This window comes from Dysgonomonas sp. UBA7710 (assembly GCF_002482385.1).
Lineage (GTDB): Bacteria > Bacteroidota > Bacteroidia > Bacteroidales > Dysgonomonadaceae > Dysgonomonas.
Genome location: NZ_DLFW01000024.1, coordinates 136724 through 160630, shown reverse-complemented (window position 1 = coordinate 160630; position 23907 = coordinate 136724). Strand labels below are relative to the sequence as shown.

General features: G+C 39.8%; 22 protein-coding genes. 12 read left to right on the top strand and 10 right to left on the bottom strand.

The genetic code is table 11. The features are described 5' to 3' along the window. Positions 1-32: 32 nt before the first annotated feature. From pstS to B3317_RS08600, 4 genes are all read right to left on the bottom strand, one after another. Positions 33-1103, bottom strand: coding sequence for a phosphate ABC transporter substrate-binding protein PstS (gene pstS, locus B3317_RS08615; protein WP_291110661.1), 1071 nt, complete (start codon positions 1101-1103; stop codon positions 33-35). 453 nt (positions 1104-1556) lie between these two features. After that, entirely contained in the window at positions 1557-2588 is a 1032-nt protein-coding gene (locus B3317_RS08610; RefSeq protein ID WP_291110659.1) for a hypothetical protein, read from the bottom strand. Positions 2589-2835: 247 nt separating this feature from the next. Then, positions 2836-5640, bottom strand: coding sequence for a M16 family metallopeptidase (locus tag B3317_RS08605; RefSeq protein WP_291110657.1), 2805 nt, complete (start codon positions 5638-5640; stop codon positions 2836-2838). Positions 5641-5748: 108 nt separating this feature from the next. Further along, entirely contained in the window at positions 5749-6135 is a 387-nt protein-coding gene (locus tag B3317_RS08600; RefSeq protein WP_291110655.1) for a diacylglycerol kinase family protein, read from the bottom strand. A 241-nt stretch (positions 6136-6376) separates the two neighbouring features. On the opposite strand from B3317_RS08600, the gene B3317_RS08595 reads away from it, so the two are divergent. After that, positions 6377-7678 carry a mechanosensitive ion channel family protein gene (locus B3317_RS08595; protein ID WP_291110653.1) on the top strand — a complete coding sequence of 434 codons (1302 nt, stop codon included), beginning with the start codon at positions 6377-6379 and terminating at the stop codon, positions 7676-7678. Between the two features lie 130 nt (positions 7679-7808). Beyond that, positions 7809-8156 (top strand): hypothetical protein, encoded by a 348-nt coding sequence (locus tag B3317_RS08590; RefSeq protein WP_291110651.1) that lies wholly within the window; start codon positions 7809-7811, stop codon positions 8154-8156. A gap of 41 nt (positions 8157-8197) precedes the next feature. Here B3317_RS08590 and B3317_RS08585 read toward each other — a convergent pair whose 3' ends face one another. Together B3317_RS08585 and B3317_RS08580 are read right to left on the bottom strand one after the other, a co-directional pair. Next, entirely contained in the window at positions 8198-9058 is an 861-nt protein-coding gene (locus tag B3317_RS08585; RefSeq protein ID WP_291110649.1) for a metallophosphoesterase, read from the bottom strand. Beyond that, entirely contained in the window at positions 9048-9671 is a 624-nt protein-coding gene (locus tag B3317_RS08580; RefSeq protein ID WP_291110647.1) for an inorganic pyrophosphatase, read from the bottom strand. Before B3317_RS08580 ends, B3317_RS08585 begins: the two co-directional genes overlap by 11 nt. Before the next feature lie 503 nt (positions 9672-10174). On the opposite strand from B3317_RS08580, the gene B3317_RS08575 reads away from it, so the two are divergent. The 5 genes from B3317_RS08575 to cydB all read left to right on the top strand — a co-directional run bounded on the left by B3317_RS08575 (position 10175) and on the right by cydB (position 15285). Then, on the top strand, positions 10175-10606 hold the full coding sequence (locus tag B3317_RS08575) for a YbaN family protein (protein WP_291110645.1): 432 nt from the start codon (positions 10175-10177) through the stop codon (positions 10604-10606). Between the two features lie 275 nt (positions 10607-10881). Further along, the gene (locus B3317_RS08570; protein ID WP_291110643.1) at positions 10882-11196 is read left to right on the top strand and encodes a DUF3467 domain-containing protein; all 315 of its coding nucleotides are present in this window, start codon (positions 10882-10884) and stop codon (positions 11194-11196) included. A gap of 34 nt (positions 11197-11230) precedes the next feature. Continuing rightward, the gene (ald, locus tag B3317_RS08565) at positions 11231-12331 is read left to right on the top strand and encodes an alanine dehydrogenase (protein ID WP_291110641.1); all 1101 of its coding nucleotides are present in this window, start codon (positions 11231-11233) and stop codon (positions 12329-12331) included. 131 nt (positions 12332-12462) lie between these two features. Continuing rightward, entirely contained in the window at positions 12463-14013 is a 1551-nt protein-coding gene (locus B3317_RS08560) for a cytochrome ubiquinol oxidase subunit I (RefSeq protein WP_291110639.1), read from the top strand. A gap of 126 nt (positions 14014-14139) precedes the next feature. Further along, complete coding sequence (cydB, locus tag B3317_RS08555) at positions 14140-15285, top strand: cytochrome d ubiquinol oxidase subunit II (protein WP_291110637.1); 1146 nt, start codon at positions 14140-14142, stop codon at positions 15283-15285. 154 nt (positions 15286-15439) lie between these two features. Here the strand turns inward: cydB and B3317_RS08550 are convergent, their stop codons facing one another. After that, positions 15440-15607: a DUF362 domain-containing protein gene (locus B3317_RS08550; RefSeq protein WP_006799560.1), complete on the bottom strand. Its 168-nt coding sequence runs from the start codon at positions 15605-15607 to the stop codon at positions 15440-15442. Between the two features lie 292 nt (positions 15608-15899). Here B3317_RS08550 and B3317_RS08545 point away from each other — a divergent pair, with 292 nt between their 5' ends. From B3317_RS08545 to B3317_RS08535, 3 genes are read left to right on the top strand one after another with little or no spacing between them, the layout of a single operon-like run. Next, positions 15900-16613, top strand: coding sequence for a porin family protein (locus B3317_RS08545; protein ID WP_291110633.1), 714 nt, complete (start codon positions 15900-15902; stop codon positions 16611-16613). A 15-nt stretch (positions 16614-16628) separates the two neighbouring features. Continuing rightward, positions 16629-17057: a GNAT family N-acetyltransferase gene (locus B3317_RS08540; protein WP_291110631.1), complete on the top strand. Its 429-nt coding sequence runs from the start codon at positions 16629-16631 to the stop codon at positions 17055-17057. Further along, entirely contained in the window at positions 17050-17373 is a 324-nt protein-coding gene (locus tag B3317_RS08535; RefSeq protein WP_291110630.1) for a nitrous oxide-stimulated promoter family protein, read from the top strand. The genes B3317_RS08540 and B3317_RS08535 overlap by 8 nt, the downstream gene beginning before the upstream one ends. Before the next feature lie 62 nt (positions 17374-17435). Here B3317_RS08535 and dnaK read toward each other — a convergent pair whose 3' ends face one another. Then, positions 17436-19334, bottom strand: coding sequence for a molecular chaperone DnaK (gene dnaK, locus B3317_RS08530; RefSeq protein ID WP_291110628.1), 1899 nt, complete (start codon positions 19332-19334; stop codon positions 17436-17438). A 758-nt stretch (positions 19335-20092) separates the two neighbouring features. On the opposite strand from dnaK, the gene B3317_RS08525 reads away from it, so the two are divergent. Continuing rightward, positions 20093-21361 (top strand): replication-associated recombination protein A, encoded by a 1269-nt coding sequence (locus tag B3317_RS08525; RefSeq protein WP_291110626.1) that lies wholly within the window; start codon positions 20093-20095, stop codon positions 21359-21361. A 43-nt stretch (positions 21362-21404) separates the two neighbouring features. Next, positions 21405-22208, top strand: a complete 804-nt coding sequence (locus B3317_RS08520; RefSeq protein ID WP_291110623.1) for an alpha/beta hydrolase — start codon at positions 21405-21407, stop codon at positions 22206-22208. Between the two features lie 20 nt (positions 22209-22228). Here the strand turns inward: B3317_RS08520 and B3317_RS08515 are convergent, their stop codons facing one another. Both B3317_RS08515 and B3317_RS08510 read right to left on the bottom strand, forming a co-directional pair. Beyond that, positions 22229-23014 carry a metal ABC transporter ATP-binding protein gene (locus tag B3317_RS08515; RefSeq protein ID WP_291110621.1) on the bottom strand — a complete coding sequence of 262 codons (786 nt, stop codon included), beginning with the start codon at positions 23012-23014 and terminating at the stop codon, positions 22229-22231. Continuing rightward, the gene (locus tag B3317_RS08510) at positions 23011-23895 is read right to left on the bottom strand and encodes a metal ABC transporter solute-binding protein, Zn/Mn family (RefSeq protein WP_291110619.1); all 885 of its coding nucleotides are present in this window, start codon (positions 23893-23895) and stop codon (positions 23011-23013) included. Before B3317_RS08510 ends, B3317_RS08515 begins: the two co-directional genes overlap by 4 nt. Positions 23896-23907: the final 12 nt, after the last annotated feature.

Genomic DNA, 23907 nt, shown 5'->3' with positions numbered 1-23907 from the left:
AAACCTTCCCTAAAGGGAGGAATGTCGGAGCCTTAGTGGGCGGCTCCTTTTGCTACAGATAATTGATATGTTTCTATTTTCTTTCCATCATAAGTCATCGACTCAATAATAGCTTTTGTTTTTTCAACAGCTACCGGAGGAAGTGGTGCATAGTGTGTCTTAGTGGCTATGGCCTGTCCTTCTTCACTGATGATATAGTTGAGTAATCCGGCAAGTGCCTTGGCCTGAACCTCAGACTTTGCGTTATAATTCTGCTCTTTATATGCGATAATCCATGTAAATGTGCTGATTGGATATGCTTCAGGATTTGGAGAGTTAGTGATAACTACACGCGTATCGTTTGGTATATCTACATTGGCAGAAGCCGAGATACTTTTGCTATCGGCCGCTATAAAGTTGCCTGCGCTGTTTTGTAGTAATGCTGCGGACATATTTAATGCCAGTGCGTATTCGGAGCCGATATATCCTATTGCTCCTTCTGTTTCGGCAATAATTCCTGCTACGCCCGGATTGCCTTTAGCTGCAATACCTACCGGGAATTTCAATGATTTGCCTTCGCCTATCTCTGCTTTCCATGCTTCGTTTACCTTCGACATATATTCGGAGAATACAGATGTGGTTCCACTGCCATCCGAACGATAAACAGCTGTGATGCCTTTATCCGGTAAGTTTAAGTCAGGATTTATTTCCTTGATCTTAGCATCATTCCAGTTTGTTATTTTACCTCTGTAAATATCTGAGATAATATCTGCTGTCAGTTTGAGCCCTTTTACATCTTTCAGATTATATGATAATACAACAGCTCCCAGACAGGTCGGGATGTGTACTATGTCCGCACCCATATCTTTCAGTTCAGTATCCGATAAGAATACATCGGTTGCACCGAAATCCACTGTCTGGTCTTTGAGGCTGCGGATACCTCCGCCGCTACCGATAGCTCCATAGGTAACAGGACTACCTATTTTTGCATATTCTTTAAACACTATGTTATAGAATGGTGCGGGGAATGTAGCTCCAGCTCCGGATAATGCTGATTCTTTCTTTCCGCACGAGCTTAGTGCGATAGCTAATGTGATTGCTGTAAATAATAAAACTTTTTTCATTTCCTTTTACTTTTAAATTCTGATGCAATATTATTATGTTATTATAACAAACGGACTAAGGATTTGTTACGAAACGGTTAAGATTAAAGGCGTGTCGTTGTCGTGAGTTCTGGAAATGATTTAGTCTGGTTAGTTATCGTCAGAAGGTGTAGTATTAGTCATTGTTGCTTCCTTATCGGCAATGCGGGGAATTCCATATACAGGAAAGAAAAAAGAAGGTGTGCCAAAAGTATTTTTCACTTTCTATTTACATACGCTACGCTCCTGTGACCGTTGGTTGTCATGTTGAACGGAGTGAAACATCTCGTTCCTCAGGGTCGAGATCCTTCGTTACACTCAGAAACAACGTTCGGCAGAGCGAAGCGGAGCCAATGACAAAGAGGGTAGCACATTGATCGTGTTGTTCTCCTTTTGACACACCCTCCCTCAAGATTATTTTGTGTATCAGAAAACTTACAAATTAATCTCCAGGTTGATAAAGAAATACTGTTCAGCTTTACCTCTGTCTGCGTTTATGTTGCGAAAGTTGGGAGCGATTTTCAATTGTTTCAATGGCTGGAATTCCGCACCTATCATCATAAGTTGGCCATCCAGGCTGTTCCATGGTGATGTAAAATTATCGGGATTGGACGAATCCATCAAATCGTAACGTGCAAATGTCCTCCATTTGGGGGCTACCTTGGCCGATGCATAAACGGAATAGCCATAATAGTCTTTTTTGTCTATAAAGCCTTTGTTATAAACTCTGTTATATTCCACACCTCCCGATATTTTCTTATCCTGATAGCCCGCAAAGAGCGATAATGAGTACTGGTCTTTGTATTTAGCATCTGTTATTCCTGTTGGCAGGGCATCCCGTTGAGTTTCATCGTCGTTGTATACGTCTGCATAAACCCTGAATATTGTGTTTTTTATCGGGTGCAGGCTTAGTCCGGCAGCATAACGCATGCTATTGTCTTTTTTCACTTTTTTGTATCCTTCTCCATTGGTAAGGCTAATGTCGGCAGAAATATAGTCATTGAAAGTGTATTCTGCCGTAACGCCTAAGTCTACGCTAGGAGCCATTTTATTCAGATCCTGAAAAGATTTCATTACATAGCGGTGCATCCAGTATTTTTCCTGAATGCTGAATTGCATCAGATTGGTTTGCCCGAGATTTACATTAAAGCCTTTGTCGTTCCAGTTTACAAAAGCATTGCGTAGATATACCTCAAGCCCGTCGGATGATGTTTTTCCTGCTGCACCGTCAATAATGACCTGTGCCTGTATCGTACGGGTAAATTTATAGTTATATCCGAGAAATGCCCGCGTAATATCAAATCCTTTTTCTTTATTCACGTGTCCAAAACCTGTACTGTAATCTAAAAATCCTCTGGCAATAACATTACCTGATGGTTTGAAAGAAACGGAGTCCTTTTCCTGAGCAAAGCAAGGGTTGATGGCCTGTAAAATTATGAGGCTGAAAATAAAATAAAGTTGTTTCATATCAATTTCCTATTTTTTTCTGCAAAGTAAAGCGTAAAGATTTGAAAACAGCTTTGTATTATCATTAAGGTTTCGTTAAGATAACGTTACAAAAAATGCAGACTCAGACTGTGCAATGATTACCATGTTTTTATATACTTAGATTTCTGCAAAAATAGTGATTTATTTATATTGTTGAATGATAAAATAAAAAGCTGTTTGGGCATCTGCCCAAACAGCTTTTTCTATCGAAAGAATTATAATAGAATTATTTCTTAGGATTCATTATCACTTCAATAAAGTTACTCTGTGATATCAGTTGTTTTGTAATATCTTTGATGTCGTCTTTAGTCAAAGCATTTACGATTGACAGATAATTTGAGTAATTATCCTCTCCATAGAAATGGTATGCACTCAGTACACTCACCCAGTAACCATTTTGCTTTTCATCTTCCTGGAATTTCTTCACCATATATTCTTTTACTTTCTGGAAATCTGCATCTTCAGGTCCTTTTTCCGCTATGTTTTTCACTTCACGGTCAACAATAGGAGCTATTGACATGGCTCTTTCAGGATCGGTGTCGAATGTCATTTGCAGAGTGGTCTGCCCTTCCGGTATTCGACTGATTCCGGCTTGAGCACGTACTCCATATGTTCCGCCTGCTTCTTCTCTGATGGTGCGTACATATACGATATCCAGGATTTGTTTCAATGCAGATAATGCGATTTGGGCCTTCTGATCGCGTTTCAATGTTCCGCTATATAATTCGAATACAGAAGTCTTAGGTGTTTTCATTTCCTGCTCGAATACATCTTCAAACTTGCCTTTGCGTATATCTGCCTTTACATTTTTATATTTAGCATCTTTGTTCCCTGATGGTAGAGATGCCAGATACTGTTCTACCAGCGGTTTTAAAGTAGCTTCGTCTATACTTCCCACAAATGTGAAAGTGAATGAACCGGGATTAGCGAATACTTCTTTGTAGATTTCGATGATACGGTCATAATTCAGTTTCTCCGCATCTTCCAGGGTCATTTCTTTCATACGTGGATTGTTCTCGTATTTAGCTTCATTGGTGCGCAGCCCCATAACATAAGATGGCTCTGAACTCAGGTTTTTCAACTGGTTCTTTATTGCATCCATCAATGTTGTGTATGCCCCCTCATCTTTACGAGGCGCGGTAAAGTACAGATATGTAAGCTGCAACAGAGTTTCCTGGTTTTTGATATTTGATGAACCATTCAATCCTTGTGTCCAGCCTGATATGTATGCATTTACATTTGCCGATTTACCAGCTAATGCCTTTTTCAGGTCAGTAGAACTGAAGTTTCCGATACCGCCTACATATGGCACCATAGATGCCATGTTTGCATTGTTTATATCTGCATCGGCTATAATGGATGTGCCTCCATAGGCATGAGATGCCATAATGATTTCATCATCTTTAAAATCAGTCTTTTTGATAACGACTTTCATTCCGTTCGACAAAGTCCAGACTGTAGCTCCCAGTTTCTCGTCTGTTGTCGTACTAACAACCTTACCGGCTTGTGGCATCTGGCTAATAAGCGGTTCATCCGAAACAGTTTCCGCATATGGAGTAATATCTTCGGCTTCCACAGCTTTGAATACATTAAGTAATTCATCTGTGGTAGGATATACCAGACCTTCTTTTTCCGGGCCTGTAACGGTAATGATAATGTTTTTGTTATTTATAAGCCCTTGCGACATAGCATTGACCATCTGGGCGTTAATCATAGGAGCGATTTGTTTCAGGAAATTGTATTCATATTCTATCCCGGGAATGCCCTCATTGTCAGAGAAGCTGCGGACATATTCCTGCACATATCTTCTGTTCAGCTCTTTATTTCTGTTATTATACATATCCTCATATCTTTGCAGAAGGGTTGCTTTCGCCCTTTCTACTTCTGCTTCGGTGAATCCGAATTTGCGGATACGTTCGTTTTCCCTTATCATACTTGCTAATGTTTCATCCACTTTACCCTCTTTGCTCAAAGCCATTGTGGTCCAAGCATCTTTGGTTTTGGATACAAAGAAATTACCATCGTAAGCATATGATGCTGCAAATGGAGCGTCGGCTTTTTGAGATATTTCATTTAATCTGTCAGATAACATGCTGGAAGCCATGCTTTTTACGATGCCGGTCATTAGTTCGGCTTGTGTTTTCTTCAGATTTTCGGGCAGAATATCATGCTTTATATATAAGCTGACAACGGTTTGTACAGCTTCCGGATCTGTTATTACCGATACGATAGGCTCTTCATTGTCCGGTACAGGGAAATATACCCTTTCGGCAGGGTTGACAGGTTTAGGTATATCGGCGAACATGGTTTTCACCTGTGCCTCTACTTCATCTACATTTATATCTCCTACAACAATAATAGCCTGCAAGTCGGGCCTATACCATTTGTGATAATAATCTTTTAGCGTCTGATATGGAAAATTTTCAACGATTTCCATTTTTCCGATAGGCATACGGTCTGCATATTTACTACCTTGGAAAATAACGGGCAGTTGTTTATCCCAAATGCGGGATTGCGCCCCGCTACGCGTACGCCATTCCTCTTTTATAACCAGGCGTTCTTCGTCTATTTGTTCATCCTTGAGTGCGATAAAACCCGACCAGTCGTGCAATACAAGCAAACAAGAATCGATGATGGTCTGACGTACAACCGGTACATCAGAAAGGTTATATACTGTTTCGTCAAAAGATGTGTATGCATTAACGTTTGCTCCAAACTTAACACCGATACTCTCCAGATAATTGAGCATTGTCTTTTTACCCGGGAAATTCTTTGAACCGTTAAAGGCCATATGCTCAAGGAAGTGGGCCAGCCCTGCCTGATCGTCTTCTTCCTGCATCGAACCTACTTTCTGAGCGATATAAAAATCGGCTCTTTTTTCAGGATATGCATTGTGTCTGATATAGTATGTCAGACCATTCTCCAGAGTGCCGAATCTTACCTGTGGGTCTACCGGTAACGGTTGAGGTGCTTGTGCTTTTATCAGGCCTGTTATGGCTAATAAAGCAAATAAAATAATTGATTTCCTCATACTTAAATGTTTTAGATTAGTGAACATGTTTGTAATGATGTGGTTAATTGTATTTTTAGTTCAAGCCTAAATATTTATATTTGATAACATTTATTATTAGTCTGATTTTTATGTAAAAAAATCACAAATCTTAGGTAAGAAAATAATTATACCGCAAGCAACGGATATCATGGCCGCCAGGAAAACGGCTGCAGCAGCGAGATCTTTTATTTTTCTTATCTTCTTATGCCATTCGGGTGATATATAGTCACATATATTTTCTATAGAAGTATTAATAATTTCGAGAGACAAAACCAGCCCTATCAGTACCAGGATAACTAACCATTCGGTAAGAGATATATTGAGTAAGGCACTTAAAGCTATGACAATAACCGATGTAATAATATGGATGCGGGCATTGTGTTCTTCAGCCCATAATACTTTGAACCCATAAAATACATGCTTAAATGTTAATAACCTTTCTTTTACAGAAAATTTTTTTTCACTTTTCTCCATATTTATCAGCCGGTTCATCTATCCTAAGGATGTGCTAATGTATGAAAAATATGTTGTGATTTTTTATATTGAGGCCACATTTAAATCAAAATTATTTATTATTCGACATCCAATTATGTTGATTCGGGCTTGTATCGGCGATTTTTAATTCTTAATTTTGGGAGACTTCGGAAAATTAAGGTCGCAGGTCTATAAGTTGGCTTATTGAATGTGTATGTTGTTTCAAAAAAATATAAATAGTATGGATATAGAAGATTTACAATCTGATTATGAGTCTATGACTGTCTCGATAGCCAGATGGATGCAAGAAACATTATCTCATTTGGGGGTTCCTGAACAATGGATAGAATATGTCAAATTAATAGTATTGCTGGCAATTGTAACAGTAACAGTGTATGTGTTGCAGCTGGTGGTTAGAAAGATCCTGACATTTGTTTTTCATCGTGTCGAAAAGATAACCACACTTTCTTTTTTCGGATACACCATAAATAATAAGCTACCTCATTATCTGGCTTTGGTTGTACCGTATTCATTTGTCAGGGGAGCCATACCAATTGTATTTTACGACTTCAAAGGCCTGGTAAGTCCGCTGATAAAGCTGACTGATATTTATTTAGTCTTCATGGTGATATGGACTGTAATGGCATTGGTAAGATCGTTTGGAGATGTCTTACAGGAAAAGCCTGCATTCAAGAATAAGCCGATGAGGAGTTATTTTCAGGTAATACAGATCATTCTTTTCATATTTGGAGCAGTAGTTATATATGCCATTCTTACGGGACGCTCTGCCACGGCGTTTTTTGCTGCGATGGGGGCAGCTTCTGCTGTGCTGTTACTGATGTTTAAAGATTCTATCATGGGGTTTGTAGGTAGTATACAGATTACGACAAACGACATGGTACAGATAGGAGACTGGATAACAATGAACAAATACGGAGCGGATGGCAATGTGGAAGAAATAACACTGACAACAGTAAAAGTCCGCAATTTCGATAAAACAATTACTACAATTCCTACTTATGCTCTTATATCCGATTCGTTCCAGAATTGGCGTGGTATGCAGGAATCAGGCGGCCGGCGGTTCCGGCGGGCATTGAATATTAAATATGATAGTATCCGCTTTTTGACCGAAGAAGAGATTGAAAAGTTCAAAAAAGTAGATGGTATTGCCGGTTATATAAAGGAAAAGCAAGGGATATATGCGAAGTTGAACAAACAGACGGCTAGTGATCTGCCGTTGAATAAGCATGCTATTACCAATTGTGACCTGTTTATGCAATATGGAATCCATTACCTGCGTAATCATCCGAATATAAATAAAGATATGACCCTTCTGGTAAGGCAACTGGCGTCAACGACACAAGGCTTGCCGATAGAACTATATACATTTACCAGTACAACCATATGGGCAGAGTATGAGACCATATTGGCCGAGATAATGAATCACCTGATCAGTGTGGTGCAATATTTCGGGTTGACAATACATGAGGAATCATCGGGAAGTGATGATTATAATGTATATATGAAACGGATGGAGCAATAAGATTTCGAGTAGATAAAGTAGATAATTTGAGTATTAGCAGATTTGAAAATTCGAAAATGAGATTGCCGCTTCGCGCCATTTGCTAATCTGCTAATTTTCGAATTCGCTAATTATTTTTTATAAAACAAATATGAAAAAGTATATATTTTCCGTAATCGTCCTTTTTTGCACCTTTTCCTTAATTTCTTGTCAAAGCGATTTGGACAAAATGGGACAGGCTGTGAAGAGTCATTTTAAATACAGGGATACTGACAACGGGACTATCACAAAGATAGAAGAAGTAAAAGCTCTGTCGTATGATAAGATCCCGGAAGATAAACGTGAAAATCCTGATGAAATTTATCTCTGTAAAGTATATGTAAGAGGTACATGGAGCTATGCAAACAGTTTTCGTATCTATAATATAGATGATACGCTTGATTGTTTTTTTAGCAAGAACAAGACTTTTCTAAGATTGGGAGCGAATAAAACCGAGTGATGTGCTGTGAGATAAGGTTGTACGATGAATATTGTACAACCCTACCGGATTAGCGTAATCTCTATAATTTCAGGAGGGGCAAAGAATCGGAAAGGTACAGCTCCCATGCCGATTCCCGAAGTAACATATAATTTGATGCCGTCTTTTTCTTTCCAGCCATAGCGGTATCTCTGTCCGGTATTCAGATAGCCTAGATCTTTCCTTCGCGCTTCTGTACTGGGCATAGCCGGTGCATATATACCGAAAAGTGTAATTTGTCCGGCATGCGTATGGCCGGAGAGCATGAGGTCTACCTTGTTGGTATTCAGTAGTTCCAGATAATCAGGGTTATGAGACAAAAGAATACAGAAATCGGATTTTTTGACATCATTAACCGTATTCCCAATCAATTGCTTGTCTTCCCAGAAATCGCCGACACCTCCTATTTTTATACTGTCGTTTCCTTCTTTTATCCAGTAAGACTGGTTGTCACAAATATAGAATCCGCAATCCGCCAATCCTTTCTGAATGAGACTGGCATCTTCCCAGTGATCGTGATTTCCCAAAACGGAATAAACTCCGTAGGTGCTTTTAAGGTTCTTTATTTCTTTAAAGAACGGATTTGTATATGTTGTATCCTTGAGGATATAATCTCCCCCAAGCATGATAATATCCGGATTCCTCTCGTTTATTTGTTGCACGAGTTCCTTTACATCCGCAGGAGTAAAATAACGGTTGCAATGAATATCAGATACAAAAATGATCTTCTTACCTATGAAAGATGCCGGAATATCTTCGCCGGAGAAAGTCATTTCCCGTATCTCTATATTTCGTGCCTCCCAGTATCCGTATGCAAGACAAAGGATGCATGCCAATAAAACAGCAGATACAATAATCAGGAATCTTTTCCTCTTACTTCTCATTTCTGTACTCGTTGTCGTAATCTTCAATAGACCTTCGGATGACTTCGTGTGCTGTTTTTACGTCATATATATCAGTTAAAATACAGCGTGGAGATTTATCTCCGGGCAAATCCTTATAAGTGGTGAAGTAATGTTTCAGCCTGTCTATTACCATAACAGGGACATCGCATATATCACGGAACGAACCGTATATGGCATCATTCTCAAGTACTGCTATCAGTTTATCGTCGGCCTTGTTATGATCCAGCAATCGAAATCCGCCTATGGGACGAGCTTTGACGATAATATCCCCATGGGTAATATCTTTTTCTGTCAGTACACATATATCTACAGGGTCATTATCGCCTTCTATATCCGTCCGGTTCAACTGCATATTAGTAACTTCAGCTACCCGGTCGGCGCTATATGTCTGAGGAATAAAACCATAAAGCGCAGGAATGATATTCGAATATTTTTGAGGACGATCTATGCTCAGATACCCGGTTTCTTTATCTACTTCGTATTTCACGGTATCAGTCGGTACTATCTCTATAAAGCAAGTTACGACTTCGGGGGCATTATCGCCAATAGCGATACCGTGCCATGGATGAGCTTTGAATTTCTGTCTGTTCATTTCAATATTTTATCTTTCTGTAAGTGTTGTATTTCGTTTTGCGGGTGCAAATTTACATCAATATTTCTGTATCTCCATATCGATTGATAAAACATCTCTAGCAGGACTGGGGCATTTAGTTTGAACTCCTTACAGTACTTAAAAGTGTTTTTTTACAGAATTAGCTACGAAATCTATTGTTGTTTTGCATGGATTAATAGTTAAAAAGTAACAAATGTAACAGTTTTTCTGTATTTTCAGTTTTTTTCAATTTTGTTGTCTAATTGCAAAATAAACTTGTATGATACTATTTCAAAGAACTCTTTTTCTCAGGTAACATATAGATAAAAAGGATTTGATTTCACATGATTAAAATTTTACTTTGGTATAGAATGTGAATATATAAAGTGTTACGATATAGAGAACATTTAACAGGTTAAACTCGTCATAGAATTATTAAATGTCATTCTTTTTTTATTCCTTTGTTGTGGAAACGATTTTGAAAAAATAAGCATGCACAATAAATGAGATATGTATATATAATATTAGGGTTTATATCTCTGGGTCTTGGTTTATTGGGTATAATTACACCCGGTCTCCCTACGACTCCTTTTATTCTTCTTACGGGTGTCTTATTTGCCAAAAGCTCACCGCGCCTACATCAGAAACTAATGGACCATAAGCTGACGGGTAAATATATTCGCCGGGTCAACGATGGGTTTAGCTGGAAAGGGTTAGCTCTTTCTATCGGGATTATGTGGTGTATGATCTTCTTCACAGCATTTGTCGTATTTGGCCATGGTACCATGCGCTTTGTAATGCTGGGTTTAGGATTGATCGGTACTGTTGCCCAGATAATAGTCCTGAGTAAAAAGAAAAGAAAAAAAGCGTTATTGATGCCGATAGATTTACCTGATAATAACGAAGTAGGAGAGGATAAACTTAAGGTATCCTGAGAGCTTTAAAATATGTATATTTGTGTTATAAAATATATATACTTTCCTTTGATTTTATGCGATATTTCTGTTCCTTTGTAGGAAGGGCTATCAGAAAAGGGATTTTATATAGTTTACAATGGATGATTTCATAAAAGATATCTGTATAGTATTGATATACAAAATTCTGAGTTGAATCAACAATCACCGGTGCGAATGTTGGTAAAGTCGGCGGAGCCAAATCTTGAATTGAAAAATCGACGTAAGTCAAACAGAACATATATAATAGAAAAGTTATGGAAAACAGAAATGAACAGGACAATCAAATACAGATAGAGCTGCCGGAAGACGTAGCCCAGGGTACATACTCAAATTTGGCTATTATAGCCCATTCTTCATCCGAATTTGTTATTGACTTTGTTCGTATTTTGCCCGGACTACCGAAAGCAAAAGTAAAATCACGTATTATATTAACACCCGAACATGCCAAGCGATTGCTATATGCATTAAATGAAAATATCAACAGGTTCGAAGCCCAAAACGGACCCGTATCTGCCGATAATTCGGCCGGATTTCTTCCGCCGATAACAGGACCAATAGGAGAAGCATAAAGTTATATTTTTAACTAATAAATAAAAGATTCTTATGAAAATCGGAATTCCTAAAGAGCTGAAAGCTTTTGAAAATCGGGTAGCAGTTACACCGGCAGGTGTGTATGAGTTTGTTATTGAGGGACATGAAGTATTTGTACAAACCGGAGCCGGGGTTAGTAGCGGTTTTACCGATTTGGACTATACGGAGGCCGGAGCTACCATTCTTTCCAGCATCGAAGAGGTTTATGCTATCGCAGACATGATTGTGAAAGTAAAAGAGCCGATAAAAGAGGAATATGACTTGGTAAGGGAAAATCAGATTGTATTCACTTACTTTCATTTTGCATCCAGCCTTGAACTGACTAAGGCAATGATAAAGAGTAAGGCAATCTGTATAGCTTATGAAACAGTTGAATTGCCGGACCGTTCATTGCCCCTGCTTGTGCCAATGAGCGAGGTTGCCGGTCGTATGGCTATTCAGGAGGGTGCACGTTTTCTCGAAAAACCGCATCTGGGGAAAGGAGTTCTCTTAGGGGGAGTGCCGGGAGTAAAACCGGCGCACGTGATTGTTATCGGAGGTGGAATTGTTGGTGCGCAATCAGCTAAGATCGCAGCAGGAATCGGAGCCAGAGTGACTATTCTGGACAAGAGTCTGCCTCGTTTGCGTTACCTGAGCGATATTATGCCTGCAAATGTGACTACCCGCTACTCGGATGCCCATACAATTAAGGAATTGTGTAGAGACGCCGACCTGATTGTCGGAGCAGTCCTCATTGCCGGAGATAAAGCTCCGCAGGTGATATCGAAAGATATGCTGAAGATCATGCAGGCAGGAACAGTATTGGTCGATGTGGCGATAGATCAGGGCGGATGTTTCGAAACATCAAGACCGACTACGCATCTTGACCCTGTATTTGTTATTGATGATGTAGTACACTACTGTGTCGCAAATATACCGGGAGCTGTACCTATGACTTCTACTTTGGCTCTTACAAACGCAACATTCCCTTATGCCCTCAGTATTGCTAACCTGGGTTGGGAAGAAGCTTGCCGTCAGCATAAAGATTTACGGAAAGGACTGAACATTCTGAAAGGTGATATTGTTTACAAAGCCGTAGCCCATACATTCGGCCTTGAATATAAAGAATATTGATATCGGTAATGCAAAGTGAAAAACGGAGAATGATAGATGAAACATGAAAAGTGTTTTTCACTTTTCGTTTTTCACTTCTACTAATAAATAATAGAAATCCTCATATATTTACTAATATAAAACTAATATTTATGGAACTACTAAGTACATCGTTAATAGACTGGTCAAGAGCCCAGTTTGCTATGACAGCAATGTATCACTGGTTGTTTGTACCTCTTACCCTCGGGTTAGGGATCATAATGGCAATCATGGAGACAATGTATGTGCGTACAGGTAACGAGCAGTGGAAGAAAACCGCTAAATTCTGGATGGTCATTTTTGGTATCAACTTCGCTATAGGGGTTGCTACAGGGATTATCATGGAATTTCAGTTTGGTACCAACTGGTCTAATTACAGCTGGTTTGTTGGCGATATTTTTGGTGCGCCATTGGCTATTGAGGCCACGTTGGCATTTTTTCTTGAAGCCACCTTTATTTCTATTATGTTTTTCGGATGGAAGCGGGTTGGCAAAAAAGTTCACTTGACCGCTACATGGCTGACAGTTACCGGTGCAACACTTTCGGCTTTATGGATACTTATTGCAAATGCATGGATGCAATATCCTGTAGGAATGGAGTTCAATCCGGATACTACCCGTAACGAGATGATTAACTTCTGGGATATTGCCTTATCTCCTGTAGCTATTAACAAATTCTTCCATACGGTGCTTTCGGGCTGGATACTGGGTGCAGTATTCGTAGCCGGAGTAGCTGCGTGGTATCTGCTGAAAAAGAGAGATACTGAATTTGCTAAACAGAGTATGAAAGTTGCAGCAGGATTTGGACTGGCATCGTCACTTCTTATTGCATGGACAGGACATGGTTCGGCTCAGCAGGTAGCAGATAAGCAACCTATGAAATTAGCTGTAATGGAAGGCCTGTATGAAGGTGGAGAAGGTGTGGGACTTATTGCCTTTGCTATACCTAATCCGGCAAAAGAGTCGTACAATGACGGAGTAGACCCGTATTTAATTAATATAAGCATACCAAAAGGCTTATCATGGCTTAGCTTTGGCGAATTAGACGCCTATGTTCCTGGAATAAAGGATATTATTGAAGGCGGATATAAAGAGCCGGATGGTTCTACGGCACTTTCGTTTGCCGAAAAGCAGATCAAAGGAAAAACGGCGATTCAGGCATTGGCAGATTATAAAAAGGCTAAAAAAGAAGGAAATGAAACTGCCGCCAATGAATATAAAGAAGTGTTGAAGGCTAATTATTCGTATTTCGGATACGGTTATCTGGATACTCCCGATCAGTTGATACCGAATATACCGTTGGTATACTGGCCTTTCCATATCATGGTCTATCTTGGAGGCTGGTTCGTATTATTGTTTGTTGTGCTTTCCTTCTTTGTGTATAGGAATAAAGATATTGAAAACAAGAAATGGCTTCTATGGGCATGTCTGTGGACTATTCCTTTGGCCTATATTGCAGGTCAGGCCGGCTGGATGGTTGCCGAAATCGGGCGTCAGCCTTGGACTATACAGGATGTATTACCATTACAGGCAGCGGTCTCGGCTATTTCTGTAAAATCGGTAATGATATCATTCTTCTTGTTTCTGGCTCTGTTTACAGCTTTGCTTATCGCGGAGATTCGTATTATGCTCAATCAGATTAAAAAAGGTCCGGAGGACCACTAATAACAGTTTCAAAATTTAATAATTTCAAGATTTCAAGATTGAATATGAAGTTCCTGATTTATAAGATTTAGAATCTTGAAATTATGAAACCTGAAATCTTGAAATACAATATAAAATATAATAATTATGGATTATTCATTTTTACAACATTATTGGTGGTTCCTCATATGCCTGATCGGAGGTCTTTTCGCATTCCTTCTATTCGTTCAGGGCGGGCAATCGATGCTCTTCTCTTTAGCTAAAGACGAAAAAGAGCGCATGATACTTGTTAATGCTTTAGGGCGCAAGTGGGAATATACATTTACTACTCTTGTAACTTTTGGCGGGGCTTTATTCGCATCTTTTCCATTGTTCTATTCTACCAGTTTCGGCGGGGCATATTGGGTATGGATGGCAATCCTGTTCTGCTTCGTGTTGCAGGCTGTTTCATACGAGTTCCAGTCCAAGCCGGGTAATTTATTCGGACGTAACACATATCGTTGGTTTTTATTTACCAATGGCTTACTCGGTACGTTCCTCGTAGGTGCAGCTTTGGCTACTTTCTTTACTGGTTCGGATTTCACAGTGAATAAAGAGAATATGGCCGATGTGATAAATCCGGTTATCAGCCGTTGGGGAAGTGAATGGCATGGCTTGGAAGCTTTGGCCAATCCCCGTAACTGGCTGCTAGGGCTGACAGTCTTCTTCCTTGCACGCACGCAGGCATGTTTGTTCTTTATCAATCGCCTTCAGGACGAAAAACTGGTGGACCGTTCACGCAAGTTCTTATTATATAACTGTGTACCATTTGTAATATTTTTCTTAGCATTTGTTATCTGGGCATTTATTGCTGATGGATTTGCTGTAAATCCTGATACAAAAGAAGTATTCATGGAACCGCATAAATACTTTAATAACCTGATAGAAATGCCAGTGGCGGGTATTGTATTCGTCGTGGGAGTTCTGCTTGTACTGTTCGGTATCGGAAAAACGTTATTGACGAAAGGTTATAACAGTGGTATTTGGTTTACAGGATTAGGTACCGTATTGACTGTATGTATGTTGCTACTTATCACCGGGTTTAACAATACAGCCTATTATCCTTCTGCAACCGATCTTCAGAGTTCGCTGACACTGGAGAATTCTTCATCGAGTGAATTCACTTTGACGGTGATGAGCGTTGTTTCTATCCTTGTTCCGTTTGTTCTAGCATACATCATCTATGCATGGAATTCTCTGGAAAAGAAACGCTTCGATATAAAAGATTTTAAAGATGACGGACATGTATATTAATCTGTAGCACTAAATAAAAAAGCGGGAATACTTTATCAGTATTCCCGCTTTTTTATAATGTTATTGATTTGTCCTGTTAGTCTCAATGTACTTTTGGAAAAACAAAAAAGGAAGCTTATTCTAGCTTCCTCTGTATTTTATACTCCTGATAATATTATGCAGGGTGAATTGCTTCAGTTGGACATGCATCAGCACAAGTTCCACAATCTGTGCAAGTATCTGGATCGATCTTATAGATGTCGCCTTCTGAAATTGCGTTTACCGGACACTCGTCAATACAAGTACCGCAAGCAATACAATCTTCGTTAATTACGTAAGCCATGATTTTCGATTTTTAATATTATTACTAACTTTGATGTAGCAAATATAAAGAGTTTTTTCGGTCAGCCAAAATAGATAATGTTAGATATTATAAATAAATCATCACTTTTATCTATCTTTAAATTTGTGCCATTAGATAATTGACTGTTTTAAAGTATATTATATTGATATCAATCGTTTAGAGGGCTATTTAACGATTCGCTTATTTTTACTCTTTCTAAGTAATGATTAATATCGTTTTTTAGTATAATAACGGTTGTAGATCTACGTTTTATAAAAAAAAAGAATCTAAATTGAAAACGAAAACATATATATTTATTTTAATAACCTTGGGTTTTGTTTCGGTAGTTACTACTCAGGCTCAGACACGCAAGGCATTAAATCAGCCGTTTGCCGATCAGAAGATGTATCATCTGGGCTTTTCGATAGGGATCAATGCTCCCGATCTGATATTTTCCCATACAGGCTTTGTGGGGGAAAACGGCGATGCATGGTTTGCCGAAATACCCTCTTACTCTGTCGGATTTAGTGTAGGTATGATTGGAGACAGATACCTGAATGAATATTTCAACCTCCGTTTATCCCCCAGCATGCATTTGGGCGAAAGGCGTTTTGTATTCAGAGAACAGTCTTCGGGAGAGGAATATACAACATCATTGAAGGCCAGTTATCTCACGGTGCCATTACATCTTAAATTCAGCGCTCCCCGTATGGGGAACTACCGTCCTTATGTGTTGGGCGGGGCTTATGCGGCTTTGGATATCGGCTCTAAAAATGATCAGGCATTACGTTTTAAGAAGATGGACTACGGATTGGAATTCGGTGTGGGATGTAACATCTATCTGCCAATGTTTAAACTATGTCCGGAATTGCGCTTTTCTTTCGGATTAGCCGATTTAATAGATAAAGACAGGTCAGACATAACGGATAAGGAAATGTTGAAATACAGGGACGCAATATCTTCCGGGAAATCACGTATGATTTCACTTATTTTCAACTTTGAATAATTAGCTATTACATATATGGATTTAATATACCAAACTGATTGCCGGGATATATCCTGGGAAAGAGTCCGTAATTTGCTGGATATTGTAGGTATGTCTACAGTTGATCCGGAGAAGCACCGGATTTCTTTTGAGGCCAGTCATTCTGTTATTTTTGTTTATGATGATACTACGCTGATTGGATTTGGACGTATGATATCCGATGGAGTGCGGCAATCGGCGCTCTATGACATTGCTGTCGCCCCTTCTTATCAGGGCCATAGAATAGGACAGGAGATAGTGACACGGTTAATGGCTGTTACTCCCGGTTGTAATTTTATTCTATACGCCTCTCCGGGAAAAGAAGGCTTTTATAAAAAGCTGAACTTTAAGAGAATGAAGACGGGAATGGCTTATTTTATAAATCCGGAAAGGATGGTTGACGGAGGTTTTGTCGAAGATGAATAATACAGAAAAAAAGACGGTGACAAAGATGATAAAGATATACTGTGCCGCCAGGCATGGTACATCAAAAAACTTGTGTGCCGACTGTTCGCAGCTTAATGAATATGCGATGAACAGGCTGGAACGCTGTACTTTTGGTGAAGATAAACCCACGTGCCAGAAATGTCCTATCCATTGCTATAAGCCTGATATGAAATTGCGTATGCAGGAAGTCATGCGTTATTCCGGGCCGCGTATGATGTTCCATAGCCCCATGCTGGCTATCGCTCATCTTGTTAAAGGTATGAAGGCCTCAAAGAAGAAGACACCCTCTAAATAAAAAAAGCTGCCGGAATCTAATCCGACAGCTTTTCTTTAGTAGTATAAAAAAGTGTGTATATCTTATTTCACTTCCTCAAAATCCACATCAGTTACATCATTATCACCGCTTTTCGGCTGCTCTCCGGCATTGCCTCCGGCTTGTTGGCCCGGATTTGCTCCGGCCTGATTGTACATTTCCTGACTTAGATTCTGGAACAATGTGTTCAGTTCATTCATTGCAGTATCTATACCTGCCAGATCCTGCGCCTTGTGAGCATCTCTCAGCTTGTTTAAGGCTCCCTCGATAGGGGCTTTCTTGTCAGCAGGGATTTTATCACCAAGTTCACTCAATTGCTTCTCTGTTTGGAAAATCATAGAGTCGGCCTGATTCAGCTTATCTATTTTTTCCTTTTCTTTCTTATCAGACTCCGCATTAGCGGCAGCTTCGTCTTTCATCTTCTGGATTTCAGCATCGCTAAGGCCCGATGAAGCTTCGATACGGATTGATTGCTCTTTTCCTGTAGCTTTATCTTTTGCCGATACGCTCAGGATACCATTGGCATCGATATCGAATGTCACTTCTATCTGAGGTTCGCCACGACGTGCAGGCATAATGCCATCCAGATTGAATACGCCGATTTGTTTGTTATCCCTGGCCAACGGACGTTCTCCCTGTAATACATTTATCTGTACTGAAGGCTGGTTGTCGGCCGCAGTCGAGAATGTTTCACTCTTCTTGGTCGGGATGGTTGTGTTAGACTCGATTAATTTTGTCATCACGCCACCCATGGTTTCAATACCTAAAGAAAGCGGAGTCACATCCAATAATAACACATCTTTCACTTCACCAGTCAGTACACCTCCTTGTATAGCAGCACCTACAGCAACCACTTCGTCAGGATTTACACCCTTGGACGGAGTTTTACCGAAGAATTTTTCAACTTCGGCCTGTACGGCAGGGATACGGGTAGAACCCCCTACAAGAATAACTTCATCTACATCGGACGCTGAATAGCCTGCGTCGCTCAATGCCTGGCGGCAAGGATCGATACATTTGCGTATCAGGGTATCGGCCAGTTGTTCGAATTTAGCACGTGTCAATGTTTTTACCAAGTGTTTTGGAATACCATTTACTGGCATTATATATGGTAAGTTGATTTCAGTAGATGTTGTGCTCGAAAGTTCGATTTTTGCTTTTTCAGCGGCTTCTTTCAGGCGTTGAAGAGCCATCGGGTCTTTGCGAAGGTCGAGTCCTTCATCTTTCAGAAATTCTTCTGCCAGCCAGTTTATAATCACCTGGTCGAAGTCATCACCACCGAGGTGGGTATCTCCGTTAGTCGATTTCACTTCGAATACACCGTCACCCAGTTCGAGGATAGAAATATCGAATGTACCACCACCAAGGTCGAATACGGCGATTTTCATATCTTTATGAGCCTTGTCAAGACCGTAAGCAAGGGCTGCGGCAGTAGGCTCATTGACGATACGTTGTACTTTTAGTCCTGCAATTTCTCCGGCTTCTTTTGTAGCCTGACGTTGCGAATCGCTAAAATATGCAGGTACGGTGATAACAGCATCTGTAACTTCCTGTCCAAGATAGTCTTCTGCTGTTTTCTTCATTTTCTGAAGAATCATGGCCGAAATTTCCTGTGGAGTGTAAAGACGTCCGTCGATGTCTACACGTGGAGTATTGTTGTCTCCCTTAACTACTTTGTAAGGTACACGTGTAACTTCTGTCTGAACCTGATCCCAGGTTTCTCCCATAAATCTCTTTATGGAGTATATTGTTTTTTCAGGATTTGTAATAGCCTGACGTTTAGCAGGGTCTCCCACTTTACGCTCGTTCCCTTCAATAAATGCCACAACAGAAGGGGTTGTTCTTTTCCCTTCGTTGTTAGCGATAACGATAGGTTCGTTACCTTCCAACACGGCAACACAAGAGTTTGTGGTACCTAAGTCAATTCCAATTATTTTTCCCATTTTAGTTTATTATATTTATTTGTTTTTAATTCTGATTGATCATGTTTACGCTTTGTAGCGACACTATCTGTTATTCAAATGCTGTGCCAAAGTAATAATTTTTTTAAGAAAATGTGAAATATGACGATTTGTCAGAATTTTTTATTAGGTAAAAAGTGTGGATTTATGCGGTAAGAGACGGGGTGTTTTCGTGGTTTCAGCCATGTCAGGGTGAACGTGTGAAATTTAATCTTTTCTAAAAACTTTATCTATATAGTAAGCTGATAGCCTTTAGCTGTTAGCTTGTAGTTCTTTGAAAAAATAATTAGCAGATTTGTAAATTAGCATATTAGCAAATGAGTGATAAGTGTAACCTTTGTTACCTTTTTATAAAAAGATACGGGTAGAAAAGAACCGAGATGCAAGTTGTTTACTGATGACTAACGAGATGCTTCGCTCTGCTCAGCATGTCAATCAAATTATTGATTTTTCATCCTTAATTATTAGTTGATTTTTCTGTTACTTCTGTTACTTTTTAACTGTATATGGTTAACAGATGCAAAAATAATAAGATAAAAACAATGAAGAAAGTGTCAGATGTGTCAGGTTTTAACAAAGTATAGTTAATAAATGTAAATATAGTAATGAGCTATGGATTATGAGTTATACGTGATGAGTTAGACTTTGCGGCTTAGGGTTCTTGCAAGAGAATTCATTATTCTATTTCGGACTAATGGAAACTTTTTGTAAATTTGGGTTACGATAATCTCAATAAATATATGAGCCAGCCATTAGCAGAACGTTTGCGTCCACGTACCCTGGACGAATATATAGGACAAAAGCATCTTGTGGGTGAAGGTGCTATCCTGCGCAAGATGATAGAATCGGGACGAATACCTTCTTTTCTTCTTTGGGGCCCTCCCGGAGTAGGGAAGACGACATTGGCCCAGATTATTGCCAATACGCTGGATACTCCTTTCTATACATTGAGTGCGATAAACTCGGGTGTAAAGGATGTACGTGAGGTGATAGAACAGGCTAAAAAGAGTCAGTTCTTCAATACGAAAAGCCCTATTTTGTTTATTGATGAAATCCACCGCTTTTCAAAATCACAACAGGATTCGTTGCTCAATGCAGTGGAAACAGGTGTGATTACATTGATAGGCGCTACAACGGAAAATCCTTCGTTTGAAGTTATACGGCCATTGTTGTCACGTTGTCAGGTGTACGTTTTGCAATCCTTGGATAAGGATGACCTGATCGAACTGGCTCATCGTGCCGTGACGCAGGATATTATACTTAAAGAACGGAATATCGAATTACAGGAAACCAATGCATTGCTTCGCTTTTCGGGAGGTGATGCCCGTAAACTGTTGAATATACTCGATCTGGTAACAGGCGCGGATGTGAGTGACAAAATTGTCATAACGGATAAGCTTGTGACAGAACGCTTACAGGAAAATCCGGCGGCATACGATAAAGGAGGTGAGATGCATTATGACATTATTTCAGCCTTTATCAAGTCTATCCGGGGTAGTGACCCCGATGCGGCTATTTATTGGCTGGCGCGGATGGTGGCTGGGGGGGAAGATCCGAAATTTATTGCCCGGCGGTTGGTTATCTCGGCGGCGGAAGATATAGGGTTGGCAAATCCTAATGCCCTCTTACTGGCGAATGCATGCTTTGATACTTTGCAGAAGATTGGCTGGCCGGAAGGCCGGATTGTCTTAGCCGAAGCCACCGTGTATTTGGCAACTTCACCAAAAAGTAATTCTGCATATATGGCTATAGATGAGGCTATCGCATTGGTGAATGAAACGGGTAACCTGCCGGTTCCGTTGCATTTGCGTAATGCACCGACCAAGCTTATGAAAGAACTGGATTATGGCAAAAACTACAAGTATGCCCACAGTTTCGAGAATAACTTTGTACAGCAGGATTATGTGCCTAAAGAAATAAAAGGACGCCAATTCTGGAAGCCGCAGCAAAACGCATCGGAGAGCAAAATTGTAGAATGGCTGAAAAAATTGTGGAAAGACAGATATTGAAAGATGCGCCAATGAAGTATAAGACGCTGAAAGAACTTTATAAATGATGAAAAAAGCAGTAGTCAGAATCCTTGTGGTTTTATTGTCACTCTATATATTACTATGTGGATTCTTCTACTTTTTTCAGGAAAGACTGATTTTTTACCCTGCAAAACTTGATAATAATTATACTTTCCGGTTTAAGCAGGATTTTGAGGAAATATATTTAAAAGCGGATGATGGGACATCATTGAATAGCCTTCTGTTCAAAACAGAAAATCCCAAAGGATTGATTTTCTATCTGCATGGCAATGCCGGGGCTCTTGATTCATGGGGACACTTGGCTTCTGTGTATACGGATTTAGGCTATGATGTATTCTTTCTCGATTACAGGGGATTCGGCAAAAGTAGGGGCGAGATTAACAGCCAGAATCAATTATTCAGCGATATTCAGCTCGCTTATAATGAAATGAAGAAGCGATACGATGAAGACCGGTTAATTGTACTGGGTTTTTCTATCGGAACGGGGCCGGCCGCAAAGATTGCATCGGTAAATAACCCCCATATGTTGATTTTGCAGGCTCCTTATTATAGTCTTACGAATGTGATTCAGGATATTTGCCCTGTTATCCCCGGTTTTCTGGTCAAATATAAGTTGGAAACATATAAATATGTAAGTGAATGTAAAATGCCTGTTGTCATCTTTCATGGAAATAAAGATAAGGTGATAAACTATAATAATTCCATGAAATTGAAGCCTATATTGAAAGATTCGGATTTGCTTATTACATTAGAAAACGAAGAGCACAATGGTATAACCGAAAATGAAGTGTACAGGGAGGAAATAAAGAGGCTACTTACAAAATGACGTAGAATTTTATAGAATTCTTAATCATCTTTACAACATTCACAACCCTCATGTTTGTCCAATACCCGATGTGGAAAATCGCCGTGTCCGACAATTTCGATAGGGCAGGAGGAGTATGATTCTTCGAGCCATTCGGTCGTGATATTGGTACCTGAATGATAGTGGAGTCCTTCGTTTACACAGGCTATATTTTTAACCAGCGATATTACGGTACCTACATCATGTGAGACAAGAATAATGGCGGTGTCTTTATTTATATCTTCGAGTATCTTATAAAAATCAGTCTCGAATCGTTTGTCCACATATGAATTAGGTTCGTCGAGCACCAGCAGGTCTGGTCCGTCTATAATAGCACGCCCAAGCAAAGTGCGTTGGAGCTGGCCTCCGGATAATGCGCCTATAGGCCTGTCGATAAGTTTATCCAGTCCCATCTGATGCGCTATTACGCCCACCCTTTCTTTTTGCTCTTTGGTATAAGGTGAAAATACGCTGTGTTTGATTGTCAGCCCCGACAGTATAACATCATGGACGGATATGGGGAATTTTTTATCTATCTGGTTTATTTGCGGCAGATAACCGATGTTTATCTTATCCGTTTTCACGTCATTCCTGAAAAAAGATATACTGCCGTCCGTCGGTTTTACAAGTCCGAGGATCGTTTTCAATAAAGTGGTTTTCCCACCGCCATTGGGGCCGATAATACCGAGGAAATCGTCCTGAAAAATATTCAGGTTCACGTTTTTCAGTACATAAGGATTGTCATCATATCCTACCGAAAGGTCACTTATTTCGAGTATTTTGCTCATTCGTTTTCCTGTGCCAATGCTTTGGCTATTTTTATCATTTCTTCGTCCCAGTTATACGATAACAGGCTTATCCGGATTGTTTTTCCATTTATCGCTTCTGCTACGGTTTCTGCATTTTTCGTATCGAACTCCTGCTGGATGAAAACAACTTTTATACCTTCAGCTTTTGCTTTATCTATAAGATCCTTTAGCTGCGACGGCGACGGGTTTTTCCCTTCATGCTCGATTGAGTATTGGGTCAATCCGTATTCATCGGCAAAATAACTGAGTGCGGGATGATATATTATAAATGCTTTGCTCGGAGCTTTGTCCAAATACGATTTGATGATGCTGTCGATACTGTTCATCTCAGCAATCAGCTTGTCGTAATTGGCTGTATAGTCTGCTTCATTATCAGCATCCAATTCTAATACAGCCTTGTACATGTTTTCGACTATAATTTTAGCCGACCTTACCGAACTCCATGTATGCGGGTCACCTGCTGCATGGGAATGGGTATGATTATCGTCTTCACAGTGTATATGGGCGTCACCTATAAGCTGAATACCTTGCGAACAGTTTACTACTTTTAGTTCCGGGTTACTCCGGGATATTTTATCTATCAATGTATTTTCTATCCCCAGATAACCGATTTTGAAGTAGGCCACACTTTTATCCAGAGCCATCATCTGCGATGGGGTGAAGTCTGCACTTTCGGGATTGGAACCCGATGGCACGATGCAATTTATTTGATAGTGATCCCCTGCAATTTTACTTAGAAAATATTTTTGTGGTTCTATAGTTACCGACAGAGTCCGGATTTTATCTGCTTTAGATGGTTTACAACCACTAAGAGATAGAATACCCAGTAATATCATGGTAACAACTAATTTATAACTCATAACTTATAATTT